Source organism: Teichococcus aestuarii, assembly GCF_042651065.1.
Classification (GTDB): Bacteria; Pseudomonadota; Alphaproteobacteria; order Acetobacterales; family Acetobacteraceae; genus Pseudoroseomonas; species Pseudoroseomonas aestuarii.
In genome coordinates, this window is record NZ_JBHSCH010000013.1 from 1 (window position 1) to 14,378 (window position 14,378).

A 14,378-nucleotide genomic window follows, 5' to 3' on the forward strand; every position below is an offset into this window, starting at 1 on the left:
CTGCCGCCCGCGCCGCCGCCGCGCTGGCGCTGCTCGCGGCTGCCGCGCTGGTACCCGGCGCTGCCGGCGCTCGCAGCGGTGGCCTGGCTGCTGGCCGACCCGGCCGCGGAGCTGCTGCCGCTGTCGCTGTGCCTGGTGCTCTCCGTGCCGCTGCTGCTGCAGGGGCTGGCCGCCATGCACACGCGGCTGGCGCGCGTCAGCTTCCGGCTGCCACTGCTGATCCTGCTCTATGTCCTGCTTCTCGTCTTCAGCCTGCCGGGCGCCCTGATCCTTGTGGCGCTCGGCCTCCTCGAACAGTACGGGCGCCGCAACCCGCCCGCCAACATGTGAGATCGGGGTTACACCGATGATCGAAGTCATCCTGATGCAGCGGGTCGACAAGCTCGGCCAGATGGGCGAGCTGGTGAAGGTCCGCCCGGGCTACGCCCGCAACTTCCTGCTGCCCAAGGGCAAGGCGATCCGCGCCAACAAGGACAACCTCGCCCGCTTCGAGCGCGAGCGCGTCCAGCTCGAGGCGCAGAACCTGAAGCGCCGCGAGGAAGCCGAGCGCATCGCCGAGCGGATGGACGGCCTCACCGTCGTCATCATCCGCCAGGCGGGCGAGTCCGGCGGCCTGTACGGCTCCGTCTCCGGCCGCGACATCGCGGACGCGGCGAAGGAAGCCGGCCTGACCGTCTCCCGCAGCCAGGTGCTGCTGGAGCAGCCGATCAAGACGCTGGGCCTCACCACCGTCCGCGTCGAGCTGCACCCGGAGGTGTTCCTGCCGCTGACCGTCAACGTCGCCCGCTCGGTCGAAGAGGCCGACAAGCAGGCGCGCGGTGAGGACCTGCGCGCCGAGCAGCAGGCCGAGGAGGAGAGCCTGGAGGCCGAGCTGGCCGCCGAGCTGTCCGAGCTGGGCGCCGCGAGCGAGGACTGATCCCGCCCCCCGGCCTGCCGGCCGGAGGATGGAAACCGGAAAGGGCGCCCCCTGGGGCGCCCTTTCTGCATTTCCGGCCCGCTTCCGCATTGCCCCGCTCCCGTCCGCGTGACTGGACAGGTCAGCGAAGGAGACCCAACCATTTCGCCGCTGGGGTTGATGGAGGGCTCGGACGATGCTGTTCGATCGCGTTCTGTCCCGCATGATCCGCTGCGGGACCCTGACGGTCCGCTATCCGGATGGCCGGATGCGCCTTTATCGCGGCACGGATGGCCCGGGCGACGGCGGCCCCCGGGCCGGCCTTGTGGCCGGCATGCACATCCGCACCCCCCGCGCGCTGCGCCGGCTGCTGCTGAATCCCGGCCTGGGCTTCGGCGAGGCCTACATGGATGGCGAGATCGCGCCGCTGGACTGCTCCCTCTACGCGCTGGCGGACCTGCTGGTGCTGAACATGATGGCGCATGGCCACCCGGCCGAGACGCTGATGGAGAAGCTGCGCTGGCTGCGCCGGCACATCGACCAGCTCAACCCCGCCGGCCGCGCGCGCCGCAACGTGGCGCACCACTATGACCTCAACAGCCGCCTCTACGCCCTCTTCCTCGACCGCGACCGGCAGTATTCCTGCGCCTACTTCGCCACCGGGCAGGAGACGCTGGAGGAGGCGCAGCTGGCCAAGAAGCGCCACATCGCCGCCAAGTTGAAGCTCGACCGGCCCGACCTCGAGGTGCTGGACATCGGCTGCGGCTGGGGCGGCATGGCGCTGCACCTGGCGCGCGAGCACGGGGCGCGCGTCACCGGCATCACCCTCTCCACCGAACAGCTGGCGGTGGCGCGCGGCCGCGCCGCCGAGGCGGGGCTGGATGGCCGCGTCCGCTTCGAGCTGATGGACTACCGGGACTGGACCCGGCCGGTGGACCGCATCGTCTCGGTCGGCATGTTCGAGCATGTCGGCATCGACCATTACCGCCGCTTCTTCCGCACGCTGAAGGGGGCGCTGAAGCCGGACGGGGTGGCGCTGGTGCACGCCATCGGCCGCAGCGACGGGCCGGGCAGCACGAATCCGTGGATCAGCAAGTACATCTTCCCCGGCGGCTACTCCCCCGCCCTCTCCGAGGTGCTGCCGGCGGCGGAGCGGTCCGGCCTCTGGGTGACGGATATCGAGATCCTGCGCCTGCACTACGCGCAGACGCTCGCCCACTGGCGCCGCCGCTTCGCCGCCAACCGCGACGCCATCCAGAGCCTCTATGACGAGCGCTTCTGCCGCATGTTCGAGTTCTACCTCGTGGGCTCGGAGCTGGCCTTCCGCCGCATGGGGCACATGAACTGGCAGCTGCAGCTCACCCGCGACATCGGCACCCTGCCGCTGACCCGGGACTACATGGCGCAGGCCGAGGCGGAGGCGCGGGCGCGCCACCCGGCCGAGGCCGCCGGCCCGGCGGAGCCGGGGGCGGAACGGCACGATTCGCCGGTCAGCCTGCGGCGCAAGGGCTGAAGGGGCCGGCAGGAGGAATCGCTGGCGGGGCTGCCGCCGCCGCCGTGTCCTGCCGGTGACAGCCGCGTATCATCCCCGCTATCCACAGCCCGGGCCTCGCACAGCCCGGGCGGGAGGGGCTAGATTGGCCCCATGAACAGCGTACCCCCGCCCGGCGAAGTGCTCGGCCTCTCGCAGCGCCTGCCACCCTCGAACCTGGAGGCGGAGCAGGCCCTGCTCGGCGCGCTGCTGGCCAACAACAAGGCCTATGAGCGCGTCTCCGAATTCCTGGCGCAGGAGCATTTCGCCGATGCCCTGCACGGCCGCATCTTCGCCGCCATCCAGCGCCGCATCGAGGCCGGCCAGCTGGCCGACGCCGTCACGCTGCGCGCCGAGTTCGAGCATTCCGGCCTGCTCGACGAGGTGGGCGGCGCCGGCTACCTGGCCAAGCTGCTCGGCGCCATGGTCGGCATCATCAATGCCGGCGAGTACGGCAAGGTCATCCATGATTGCTGGCTGCGCCGGCAGCTGATCGACCTCGGCGAGACGGTGGTGAACCGCGCCTTCGGCGCCGATGCCGAGCTGGAGGCGCGCGAGCAGCTGGAGGCGGCCGAGCAGGCGCTGTTCGACCTCGCCAAGGATGGCGGCTCGGAGGGCGGCTTCGTCACCTTCAGCCGGGCGCTGACCGATGCGGTGAGCATGGCCGAGAAGGCCTTCACCAGCGGCGGCGGCGTCTCCGGCCTGCCTTCCGGCCTGCGCGACCTGGATGCCAAGACCGGCGGCCTGCACCCCTCCGACCTCGTCATCCTCGCCGGCCGCCCCGGCATGGGCAAGACGGCGCTGGCCACCAAGGTCGCCTTCGGCGCCGCCAAGTCCCTGCTGCGCGACGCCGAGGACGAGCACGGGCCGGGCGCGGTGCCGAAGGGCGGCTGCGCCATCTTCTCGCTGGAGATGAGCGCCGACCAGCTCGCCACCCGCCTCCTCTCCGAGGAGAGCCGCGTCTCGGGCGACCGCATCCGCCGCGGCGAGATCCAGCAGCGCGACTTCGACCGCTTCGTCGAGGTCAGCCGCGAGCTGGCCCGCCTGCCGCTGTTCATCGACGACACGCCCGCCATCACCATCTCGGCCATGCGCACCCGCTGCCGGCGCCTCAAGCGCACGCGCGGCCTGAACCTGATCGTGGTGGACTACCTGCAGCTGATGCGCCCCGCCGCCGGCAGCAAGCCGGAGAACCGGGTGCAGGAGATCAGCCAGATCACCCAGGGGCTGAAGGCCATCGCCAAGGAGCTGGCGGTGCCGGTCATCGCCCTCTCGCAGCTCTCCCGCCAGGTGGAGAACCGCGAGGACAAGCGCCCGCAGCTCTCGGACCTGCGCGAATCCGGCTCGATCGAGCAGGATGCCGACATGGTGATGTTCGTCTACCGCGACGACTACTACCTGAAGATGCAGGAGCCGAAGCAGACCAACTTCGACAACGCCGAGAAGTACGAGGCGGCCCTGGCCAGCTGGAAGGACCGCATGGAAAAGGCCTACAACCGCGCCGACCTGATCGTCGCCAAGCAGCGCCACGGCCCCACCGGCACCATTCCGCTCTTCTTCGAGGCGGAGTTCACCCGCTTCGGCGATCTCGACATCGTGCACGGGGACATGCATGGCGGCAGCGATTACTGAGGCGGAAGCCGCCGCCTTCCCGGCCCGCGCCGCGGCGGATTTCGCGGGCGAGCTGGTGGTCGATCTCGGCGCCATCGCCGCCAACTGGCGCGACCTCGGCGCGCGGCACCCCTCCGGCCCGGTGGCGGGCGTGGTGAAGGCGGATGGCTACGGCCTCGGCGCCGCCCCCGTGGCGCGCGTCCTGGCCGATGCCGGCTGCCGGCATTTCTTCGTCGCGCAATTCTCCGAGGGGCTGGCGCTGCGGGAGGCCCTCGGCCACGGCCCAATGATCGCCGTGCTGGGCGGCTTCCCGCCCGGCGCCGATGCGGGCGCGGCCCTCACCCCCGTGCTGAACACGCCCGAGGATGTGGCGGCGGCACGCGCCGCGGGGCTGCGCGGCGCCATCCTGCATGTGGACACCGGCATGGAGCGGCTTGGGGTCAACGCCGCCGAGCTGGCGGGGCTGGGCGGCCTCGCGGGCCTCGGCCTGCGCTACGTGATGACCCACCTGGCCTGCGCCGACGAGCCGGCGCATCCGCTGAACGCCGCCCAGGCCGTGCGCTTCGCCGCCGCGCGGGCGGCGCTGCCGGGGGTTCCGGCCAGCTTCGCCAATTCCTCCGGCCTGTTCCTGGGACCGGACTTCGCCTCCGACCTCGCCCGCCCCGGCTGCGCCCTCTACGGCATCAACCCGGCGCCGGGCCGGCCGAACCCGATGCGGCAGGTGCTGCGCCTCACCATTCCCATCCTGCAGCTGCGCGACGTGCCGGCCGGCGCCACGGTCGGCTACGGCGCCACATGGACCGCGCCGCGGCAAAGCCGCATCGCCACCATTGCCGCGGGCTATGCCGATGGCTACCTACGGTGCCTGTCCAGCCGGGGCATCGGCATTCTCGCCGGTCGCCCTGTGCCGCTGGTGGGCCGGGTATCGATGGACCTCATCACTCTCGACGTGACGGATGTGCCGGAAGCCCGGCTGGGCGACAGGGTCGAGCTGATCGGCCCGGCGCAGACGCCGGATGCGGTGGCGGCGCTCGCCGGCACCATCGGCTACGAGATTCTTACCTCCCTCGGCGCCCGCTACCGGCGGCGCCACCTCGAGCCAGGCCGGCCTTCCGGCGCGGCGGCATGAAGCGGCGCGGCTGACTTGACCCTGATCCTGAACGTCCTGGCCGCCATCGGGCGCGGCGTGCTCGGCGCCTGCCGCGTCCTCGGCGCGGTGGTGCTGTTCGCCCTGGAGGGCGTCTCGCACATCCTCCGCCCGCCCTTCTATCCCCGGCTGATCGGCCGCGCCTTCGTCGAGATCGCCTATTTCTCGCTGCCGGTGGTGGCGCTGACGGCGGTGTTCACCGGCATGGTGCTGGCGCTGCAATCCTATTCCGGCTTCTCCCGCTTCGGCGCGGAGAGCGCCATCGCCAATGTGGTGGTGCTCTCCATCACGCGGGAGCTGGGGCCGGTGCTGGCGGGGCTGATGGTGGCGGGCCGCATCGGCGCCGCCTTCGCCGCCGAGATCGGCACCATGCGCGTCACCGACCAGATCGACGCGCTCACCACCCTCTCCACCAACCCGATGAAGTACCTGGTGGCGCCCCGCCTGCTGGCCGGCACCATCGCCATGCCGCTGCTGGTGGTCATCGCCGACATCCTGGGCGTCATGGGCGGCTGGCTGATCGGCACGGCGCAGCTCGGCTTCACCTCCGCCTCCTACCTCACCTCCACCCTGAACTTCCTGCAGCCGATGGATGTCATCTCCGGCCTGGTGAAGGCGGCGGTGTTCGGCTTCGTCATCACGCTGATGGGCTGCTACAGCGGCTACACCAGCCGCGGCGGCGCGCAGGGCGTGGGGGCTGCCACCACCACGGCGGTGGTCTCCTCCTCCATCCTCATCCTGGCGCTGGACTATGTCCTGACGGCGGCGTTCTTCGGCTCATGAGCAGCACCCCGAAAATCCGCCTGCGCGGCCTGACCAAGCATTTCGGCGCCAAGACGGTGCTGGATGGCGTCGATCTCGACGTGGCGGCCGGCGAGGGCATGGTGGTCCTGGGCGGCTCCGGCTCGGGCAAGTCGGTCACCATCAAGTGCATCCTCGGCCTCATCACGCCGGATGCCGGCAGCATCGAGATCGACGGCCGCGACGTGCTCGCCATGCCACGCCGCGAGCGCGAGGCGCTGAACGACCGCATCGGCATGCTGTTCCAGAACGGCGCGCTGTTCGACAGCCTGCCCGTCTGGGAGAATGTCTGCTTCAAGCTGCTGGCGCAGAAGCGCATCACCCGCGCGAAGGCGCGGGACAAGGCGGCCGAGGTGCTGGCCCAGGTGGGGCTGGCCGCCAGCGTCGGCGACCTCTCCCCCTCTGAGCTCTCGGGCGGGATGCAGAAGCGCGTGGGCCTGGCCCGCGCCATCGCCGCCGAGCCGGAGATCATTTTCTTCGACGAGCCGACGACGGGCCTCGACCCGATCATGGGCGCGGTGATCGACGGGCTGATCGTGGATTGCGTCAAGCGCCTCGGCGCCACGGCGGTCTCCATCACCCACGACATGGCCAGCGCCCGCCGCATCGGCGACACGGCGGCGATGATCCACAAGGGCCGCATCGTCTGGACCGGCCCGGCCGCCACGCTCGGCCACAGCGGCAACGCCATGGTGGACCAGTTCGCCAACGGCTCCCGCGAGGGGCCGATCACCATGGAGCTGCGCAAGTAGCGCCAGGGGCGGGGCTCGCCCCCTCCCCTTCGTTCCCGGTTTGCCCCATATAGGGGGCATGGCCAAACCCACCGCCCGTTTCGTCTGCCAGAGCTGCGGCGCCATCGCGCCCAAATGGCAGGGCCGCTGCGATTCCTGCGGCGAATGGAACACCCTGACCGAGGAGGTGGTGGAGGTCCGCGCCCCCGGCCCCGCCGGCAAGTCGGCCGGTGGCCGGCGGGTGGAATTCGTCAGCCTCAAGGGCCGGGCCGCGCCGCCGCCGCGCACCGAGAGCGGCATGGCCGAGCTGGACCGCGTGCTGGGCGGCGGCTTCGTGCCCGGCTCGGTGGTGCTGGTGGGCGGCGACCCGGGCATCGGCAAGTCCACCATCCTGCTGCAGGCGGCGGCGCGCATCGCCAGCGCCGGGCGGCGGGTGCTCTACATCTCGGGCGAGGAGGCGATCGACCAGGTGCGGCTGCGGGCGCTGCGCCTCGGCCTCTCGGAAAGCCCGCTCGGCCTCGCCGCCTCCACCAGCCTGCGTGACATCGCGGCGACGCTGGAGGAGGAGAAGGAGGCCACCCTCGTCATCGTCGACTCCATCCAGACAGTGTGGCTGGACAGCCTCGACTCCGCCCCCGGCACGGTGAGCCAGGTGCGCGCCTGCGCCGCCGAGCTGACCCGGCTGGCCAAGACGCGCGGCTTCGCCGTGGTGCTGGTAGGGCATGTCACCAAGGAAGGCACGCTGGCCGGCCCGCGCGTGCTGGAGCACATGGTGGACGCCACCCTCTACTTCGAGGGCGACCGCGGCCACCAGTTCCGCATCCTGCGCGCGGTGAAGAACCGCTTCGGCGCCACCGACGAGATCGGCGTCTTCGAGATGACGGACCGGGGGCTGATGGAGGTGGCCAACCCCTCCGCCCTGTTCCTGGCCGAGCGGCGCGGCAACATCTCCGGCAGTGCCGTCTTCGCGGGGATGGAAGGGACGCGGCCGGTGCTGGTGGAGATCCAGGCGCTGCTCTCCCCCTCCGCCTCCGGCGGCTCGCCGCGGCGGCAGGTGGTGGGATGGGATTCGGGGCGGCTGGCCATGCTGATGGCGGTGCTCGAATCCCGCTGCCGCGTCAGCCTCGGGCAGAACGATGTCTACCTGAACATCGCCGGGGGCCTGCGCATCAACGAGCCGGCGGCCGACCTCGCGGTCGCTGCCGCCCTGGTCTCGGCCGCGACCGACCGCCCCACCGATCCGGGCATGGTGTTCTTCGGCGAGGTCGGCCTCTCGGGCGAGGTGCGGCAGGTGGCGCAGACCGACCTGCGCCTGCGCGAGGCCGCCAAGCTCGGCTTCCTGGCCGCCATGCTGCCGCGCCGCGTGGCGCGCGGCGGCCGCGCGGCCGCCGCGCATGACGGGCTGCGCCTGGCCGAGATCGGCCATCTGGCCGACCTCGTGGCGCCGCTCGCCGCCGCCGCGCCGGCGAAAAAGGAGAAGGCCAGGGAGAGGGCCCCCGAGAAGGCGGAGAAGCCGGCGGCGGAATGAGAGCCACCCGCCGCCGCCATTGCGTGACTCCCGCCCGGTGCTTGGCTATACGCTGCCCCCGATGACCTGGGTGGACGGCATTGTCCTCGCGGTGCTCGCCCTCTCGGCGCTCATCGCCTTCTTCCGCGGCCTGGTGCGCGAGGTGCTGGGCGTCGGCGCCTGGATCGGCGCGGCCCTGTTCGCCATCACCATCCTGCCGGGGCTGCGGCCGCTGGCTGTGGGCTACATCCAGCCCGAATGGCTGGCCGAGCTGATCGCCATCGGCGGCGCCTTCCTGCTGGCGCTTCTGGTGCTGAAGCTGCTCATCGCCTGGTTCGCCAACCGGGTGCGGGACTCCGTCCTCGGGGGTCTGGACCGCGCCCTCGGCATGGTGTTCGGCCTCGCGCGGGGTGCTTTCCTGGTGGTCCTCGCCTATATCGTGGGCGGGCTGTTCCTCCCCGCCGTGGATCGCTGGCCGGAGCCGGTGCGCGAGGCGCGGACCCTGCCCGTGGTGGCGGATGCGGCGGCGGCGCTTGTCTCGCGCCTGCCACCGGAGTATCGCCCGCGACTTCCCGACCTGCCGCAGCGCAGCATGCCCAGCATGGACGAGCTGCTGCGACCCCCGGCCAGAGGCCGGACATGAGCACGCCGGCCCGAGGCCGGTAACGAGGATGCCGATGCAGCCCCTGCCCTCCACCAATCCCTGGGATGAAGACGACGGCTTCCATGAGGAATGCGGCGTCTTCGGCGTCTGGAATGCCACGGACGCGGCGGCGCTGACCGCGCTCGGCCTGCACGCCCTGCAGCACCGTGGGCAGGAGGCCTCGGGCATCGTCACCCTCTCCGAGGCGGGCGCCTTCCACGCCCATCGCGGCCTCGGCCTGGTGGGGGACATCTTCGGCGACGTGAAGGTGATGGCCGGCCTCAAGGGCCGCTGCGCCGTCGGCCACAACCGCTACGCCACCACGGGCGAGACGGCGCTGCGCAACGTGCAGCCGCTCTTCGCCGATTTCGAGTTCGGTGGCCTCGCCGTCGCGCACAACGGCAACCTGACCAACGCCGCCACGCTGAAGCGCGCGCTCGTCCGCCGCGGCTGCCTGTTCCAGAGCACCACCGATTCGGAGGTGTTCGTCCACCTCATCGCCATCAGCCTCTACGCCAATGTGGTGGACCGGCTGATCGACGCGCTGAAGCAGGTGCAGGGCGCCTACTCCCTGGTGGCGCTGCATGACGGCGCGCTGATCGGCGCGCGCGACCCGATGGGCGTGCGCCCGCTGGTGCTCGGCCGCCTCGGCGAGGGCGAGGGCGGCGCCTATGTGCTGGCCAGCGAGACCTGCGCCCTCGACATCGTCGGCGCCGAGTTCATCCGCGACGTCGAGCCGGGCGAGATCGTCGTCATCGACAATGGCGGGCTGCGCAGCATCAAGCCCTTCGGCCGCGGCCAGAGCCGCTTCTGCATCTTCGAGTACATCTATTTCGCCCGCCCCGACTCCGTCATGGAGGGCACGCCCGTCTATGGCACGCGCAAGCGCATCGGCGCCGAGCTGGCGCGCGAGAGCCATGTGGAGGCCGACGTGATCGTGCCGGTGCCGGATTCCGGCGTGCCCGCCGCCATGGGCTACGCCACCGAGAGCGGCATCCCCTTCGAGCTCGGCATCATCCGCAACCACTATGTCGGCCGCACCTTCATCGAGCCGACCGACCAGATCCGCCACCTCGGCGTGAAGCTGAAGCACAGCGCCAACCGGCCGATGATCGAGGGCAAGCGCGTCATCCTGGTGGACGACTCGATCGTGCGCGGCACCACCTCGCGGAAGATCGTCGAGATGGTGCGGCAGGCCGGCGCCAAGGAGGTGCACATGCGCATCTCCTCGCCGCCGACGACGCATTCCTGCTTCTACGGCATCGACACGCCGGAGCGGGACAAGCTGCTGGCCGCCAAGCACGATGTGGAGGAGATGGCCCGCATCATCGGCGCCGACAGCCTGGCCTTCATCTCGCTCGACGGGCTCTACCGCGCCCTGGGCCATGCGAAGCGCGACGCCGGCAACCCCGGCTATTGCGACGCCTGCTTCACCGGCGACTACGCCATTCCGCTGACCGACCTGGAAGGCCACCCCGAGCGCGTGCCCGCGCTGCTGGCGGCAAACGGCCAGTGAGCGCGGCGATGGCGGGAAAGCCGCTGGCCGGCCAGGTCGCCCTCGTCACCGGCGCCAGCCGCGGCCTCGGTGCCGCGCTGGCGCTGGAGCTGGCCCGGCGCGGCGCGCATTGCGTGCTGGTGGCCCGCACCCAGGGCGGCCTCGAGGAAACCGATGACGCCATCCGCGCGGAAGGCGGCAGCGCCACGCTGCTGCCCTTCGACCTGGCGGGCAAGGAAGCCGACAAGATCGACAGCTTCGGCCCCTCCCTGGTGGAGCGCTTCGGCCGGCTCGACATCCTGGCCCATGTGGCGGGCGCGCTGGGCAGCCTGACTCCCGTCGCGCATATCCAGCCGCGCGACTGGACGCAGCTTGTCGGCGTCAACATGAACGCCACCTGGCGGCTGATCCGCACCTGCGACCCGCCGCTGCGCGCGGCGCCGGCGGGCCGGGCGGTGTTCGTCACCACCGGCCGGGTGCAGCGCCCGAAGCCTTATTGGGGCCCCTATGGCGCCACCAAGGCCGGCATGGAGCATCTGGTGAAGACCTGGGCCATGGAGGTGGCGGAGAGCCGCCTGCGGGTGAACCTGTTCGACCCCGACGTGGTGGCCACCAAGATGCGCGCCCAGGCCATGCCGGGCGAGGACCCCGCCACCATCGCCCAGCCGGCCGATGTCGCCCCCGCCTTGGCCGATCTCTGCATGCCCGCCGAGACGCGCCAGGGCGAGACGGTGCTGTTCCGCCGCTGAAGGGGCCGCCGCCTGGGGGCGCCGCTACGCTCCGGTGAGCGGCGCCAGCGCGCGGCGCATTAGCGCGACCTCGCCCGCGCCATGCGCCAGCCGCTCCTCGCACACCCAGCCGAGCCGCGTGTAGAGCCGCTCGGCCGAACCCGTGTAGAGCCACAGCGTCGCCGCCCCCTGCTCCTGCGCCAGGGCCTGCACCGCCCGCACCAGCCGGCTGGCATGGCCCTGCCGGCGTGCCTCCGGCACCACGTAGAGGCCGGCGAGCCAGGGCGTCAGCAGCGGCCGCGCCTCCAGGTCGCCCGCCGCCAGCGAGGCGGTGCCGAGCGGCCGCCCCTCCGCCAGCAGCACCAAGCTCTGCGGCAGGGCAGCCGATGCCTGCGGCAGGGCCAGCATCGCCATCACCGCCTCCGGGCCGTGCCCCTGCGCCCGCCAGAAGGCCTCCCACAGCCAGGTGGCCACCTGCGGGGCCAGATCCGGCCGCCGGTTCAGGCTGACGATCTCGATGGTCATGCCGGCTCTTTCCTCCTTGCGGGGGCAGTACCGCCCCCTCGGCCTCGCGCCATCTTGACGCACAGGGGGTTCCGGGGCGAAATACGCAGCATGTTCGCCCCGATCATCATCAAGCGCATTACCAAGACGACCGCTCCGGCGGGGCGTCCTCTGGTGCATGCGCGGGTCGCCGCAGCATAAATCACCAGAAGGCCCCGCCGGAGACGGACGGGGCCAAAGCCGGACACGCCGGCGCCCGTCTCTCCCGGCACCACCGGACAGAGACCCCATGCTCACCCTTCAAGACCCCGCCGAAGCCCAGCCGCACCTGAACGTGGCCGCCAGCCCCGTGGTGGCCATCGTCGGCGCCACCGGCGCGGTCGGCGTCGAGCTGCTGCACTGCCTGGAGGCGCGGAACTTCCCGCTCTCCCGCCTGCGCCTGCTGGCCTCCCCCCGCTCCGCCGGCCGCACCATGACCTTCCGCGGCGAGGAGCTGCCGGTCGAGGCCCTCACCGAGGAGAGCTTCGAGGGCGTGGGCCTGGCGCTGTTCTCCGCCGGCTCCGGCGTCTCCAAGCGCTACGCCGCCGCCGCCGTGAAGGCGGGCGCCGTGGTGGTGGACAATTCCTCCGCCTTCCGCATGGACCCGGACGTGCCGCTGGTGGTGCCGGAGGTGAACGCCGCCGCCATCGCGCAGCACCGCGGCATCATCGCCAACCCCAACTGCGTGGCCGCCATCGCCACCGTGGCGCTGGCGCCGCTGCACCGGGCGCACCCCATCCGCCGCCTGCACGCCGCCACCTACCAGGCGGCCTCCGGCGCCGGGGCGGCGGCGATGGAGGAACTGCGCGAATCCACCGCCGCCCATCTGCGCGGCGAGAGCTTCGAGCCCAAGGTTCTGCCGCACCCCTACGCCTTCAACCTGTTCAGCCACAACGCCGAGATGGACCCGGAGAGCGGCTACAACGGCGAGGAGACCAAGGTGGTGGCCGAGACGCGGCGCATCATGGGCACGCCGGCGCTGCCCATCGGCATCACCTGCATCCGCGTGCCGGTGCTGCGGGCGCACGGCATGGCGCTGACGGTGGAGTTCGACACGGTGGTCTCCGCCGAGGAAGCCCGCGCCCTGCTCGCCGCCGCGCCCGGCGTGAAGCTGGTGGATGACCGCGCCCGCAACTACTTCCCCATGCCGAGCGACGCCTCGGGGCAGGATGACGTGCTGGTGGGCCGCATCCGGCCGGACAGCGGCGACCCCTCGGGCCGCTCGCTCAGCCTGTTCGTCGTGGGCGACCAGTTGCTGAAGGGGGCGGCGCTCAACGCGGTGCAGATCGCCGAGGCGCTGCTGCCCCGGTGAGGGGGTGAAGGCCGGGGGAAGGAATTCCCCCGGACCTCCATCTTCTTTCTGTCAGTTTTCCGGGTCGGGAGTCAGGACGCGGGTGACCAGGAGCTGGTTCACGCGGAAACCCTCCACATCCACCACCTCGAAGACGAAGCCGGCCGCCTCCACCTTGTCCGCCTTGCGCGGCACGCGGCGCAGCCGATGCATCACGAAGCCGCCCGCCGTGTGGTAGGGGCCATCCACCGGCAGCGCCTCGGTGCCCAGCGCCACGGAGACATCGGCCATCGGCGCGATGCCGTCCACCAGCCAGGAATCGGCGTCCCGCTTCAGGATGGCACGCTCCTCGAAGGGGTCGGCCAGGCCACCCACCAGCGCCGCCAGCACGTCCTTGTAGGTGACGAGGCCGGTCACCACCGCGTATTCGCTCACCACCAGCGCGAAGCCCGCCTTCTGCGCCTCGAACTGCGCCAGCACCTCCCACAGGTCCAGCGTCTCGGGCACCGAGGGCACGTCCCGCCGCATCGGGCCGGGGGCGGCGGCGCCGGGCTTGGTGGTGTCCGGCTTCAGCGACTCGGGCTTCAGCGCGCCGACGCCGGCCTGCAGCACCTCGGCCAGCACGTCCTCGGCGCGGGTGTAGCCCACCACATGGTCCAGCCCGCCATCGCAGACAGGGTAGCGGGAATAGGGCTGGCGCCGCACCTTCTCGCGCCACGCCTCCGGCGTCTCCTTCAGGTCGAGGAAGACGATCTCGTCGCGCGGGGTCATGGCGGAGGTGACGGTGCGCTCGCGCAGCGCCAGCACGTTCTCGATCAGCCGGTGCTCGGCGGCGTCCAGCGCGCCCGATTCGGCGCCGGCGGCCAGGGTGGCGCGCAGCTCCTCGGGCGTCACCGTCTCGTGCACCACGGCGGTGGGCAGGCCGAGCAGCCGCATCAGCGCATCCGCCAGCCCCGAGAACACCCAGACCAGCGGCCGCAGCAGCCGCACCGCCAGCGCCGGGAACCAGCCGGTGAGCACGGCGATGCGCTCCGGCTGCATCATCGCCACCCGCTTCGGCACCAGGTCGGAGAAGATCACGAACAGGGTGGTGACGGTGACGAAGGAGAAGGCTGAGGCGGCGGGCGCGGCCCACTCCCCGGCGCCGAGGCGCTCCAGCGCGGGGGTCAGCACCGGTGTCAGCGCCCCCTCGCCCAGCACGCCGCCCAGCACGCCGAGCGCGTTGACCACGATCTGCAGCGCCGTGACCACCGCCGCCGGGTCCTGGCGCAGCGCCAGGAAGCGGGTGGCGCGGGCCTCGCCGCCATCGGCCAGCAGGCGCAGCCTTGTCTCCCGCGCCGCCGCGAAGGCGATCTCCGAGAGCGAGATGAGGGCGCCCACCCCGCTCAGCAGGAGGATCAGCAGCAGGGCGAGCAGGATATCCACGGGAGGGGCCTTCCGGTCAGCACGGTGTCA

General features: G+C 71.9%; 14 protein-coding genes. 12 read left to right on the forward strand and 2 right to left on the reverse strand.

The genetic code is table 11. The annotated features are described in order from the left end of the window. The 11 genes from ACFOY6_RS07640 to ACFOY6_RS07690 form a co-directional block, all read left to right on the forward strand. Positions 1 to 330: hypothetical protein (locus tag ACFOY6_RS07640; RefSeq protein ID WP_456316932.1), on the forward strand; the 330-nt coding region annotated here is incomplete at its 5' end. Between the two features lie 16 nt (positions 331 to 346). Next, positions 347 to 916 (forward strand): 50S ribosomal protein L9, encoded by a 570-nt coding sequence (rplI, locus tag ACFOY6_RS07645; RefSeq protein WP_109516816.1) that lies wholly within the window; start codon positions 347 to 349, stop codon positions 914 to 916. 175 nt (positions 917 to 1,091) lie between these two features. After that, entirely contained in the window at positions 1,092 to 2,408 is a 1,317-nt protein-coding gene (locus tag ACFOY6_RS07650; protein ID WP_109516815.1) for an SAM-dependent methyltransferase, read from the forward strand. A 132-nt stretch (positions 2,409 to 2,540) separates the two neighbouring features. Further along, a complete protein-coding gene (locus ACFOY6_RS07655) occupies positions 2,541 to 4,058 on the forward strand; it encodes a replicative DNA helicase (protein ID WP_109516814.1) in 1,518 nt (505 codons plus the stop codon). Further along, on the forward strand, positions 4,039 to 5,166 hold the full coding sequence (gene alr / locus ACFOY6_RS07660; protein ID WP_379649953.1) for an alanine racemase: 1,128 nt from the start codon (positions 4,039 to 4,041) through the stop codon (positions 5,164 to 5,166). Before ACFOY6_RS07655 ends, alr begins: the two co-directional genes overlap by 20 nt. Before the next feature lie 15 nt (positions 5,167 to 5,181). Beyond that, entirely contained in the window at positions 5,182 to 5,967 is a 786-nt protein-coding gene (locus ACFOY6_RS07665; protein WP_109516812.1) for an MlaE family ABC transporter permease, read from the forward strand. Then, positions 5,964 to 6,737, forward strand: a complete 774-nt coding sequence (locus ACFOY6_RS07670) for an ABC transporter ATP-binding protein (protein ID WP_379649955.1) — start codon at positions 5,964 to 5,966, stop codon at positions 6,735 to 6,737. Before ACFOY6_RS07665 ends, ACFOY6_RS07670 begins: the two co-directional genes overlap by 4 nt. 58 nt (positions 6,738 to 6,795) lie before the next feature. Then, positions 6,796 to 8,244, forward strand: a complete 1,449-nt coding sequence (gene radA, locus ACFOY6_RS07675; RefSeq protein ID WP_109516810.1) for a DNA repair protein RadA — start codon at positions 6,796 to 6,798, stop codon at positions 8,242 to 8,244. A gap of 37 nt (positions 8,245 to 8,281) precedes the next feature. Next, a complete protein-coding gene (locus tag ACFOY6_RS07680; RefSeq protein WP_379649957.1) occupies positions 8,282 to 8,866 on the forward strand; it encodes a CvpA family protein in 585 nt (194 codons plus the stop codon). A gap of 28 nt (positions 8,867 to 8,894) precedes the next feature. Beyond that, on the forward strand, positions 8,895 to 10,382 hold the full coding sequence (purF, locus tag ACFOY6_RS07685) for an amidophosphoribosyltransferase (protein WP_379649959.1): 1,488 nt from the start codon (positions 8,895 to 8,897) through the stop codon (positions 10,380 to 10,382). Positions 10,383 to 10,390: 8 nt separating this feature from the next. Beyond that, a complete protein-coding gene (locus tag ACFOY6_RS07690; protein WP_109516996.1) occupies positions 10,391 to 11,110 on the forward strand; it encodes an SDR family NAD(P)-dependent oxidoreductase in 720 nt (239 codons plus the stop codon). Positions 11,111 to 11,134: 24 nt separating this feature from the next. Here the strand turns inward: ACFOY6_RS07690 and ACFOY6_RS07695 are convergent, their stop codons facing one another. After that, entirely contained in the window at positions 11,135 to 11,614 is a 480-nt protein-coding gene (locus tag ACFOY6_RS07695) for a GNAT family N-acetyltransferase (protein ID WP_379632724.1), read from the reverse strand. 268 nt (positions 11,615 to 11,882) lie between these two features. Between ACFOY6_RS07695 and ACFOY6_RS07700 the strand changes: the two genes are divergently transcribed. After that, positions 11,883 to 12,944 (forward strand): aspartate-semialdehyde dehydrogenase, encoded by a 1,062-nt coding sequence (locus ACFOY6_RS07700; protein WP_379649962.1) that lies wholly within the window; start codon positions 11,883 to 11,885, stop codon positions 12,942 to 12,944. Between the two features lie 51 nt (positions 12,945 to 12,995). Here ACFOY6_RS07700 and ACFOY6_RS07705 read toward each other — a convergent pair whose 3' ends face one another. Beyond that, positions 12,996 to 14,348 (reverse strand): hemolysin family protein, encoded by a 1,353-nt coding sequence (locus ACFOY6_RS07705; protein ID WP_379632716.1) that lies wholly within the window; start codon positions 14,346 to 14,348, stop codon positions 12,996 to 12,998. Positions 14,349 to 14,378 lie beyond the last annotated feature (30 nt).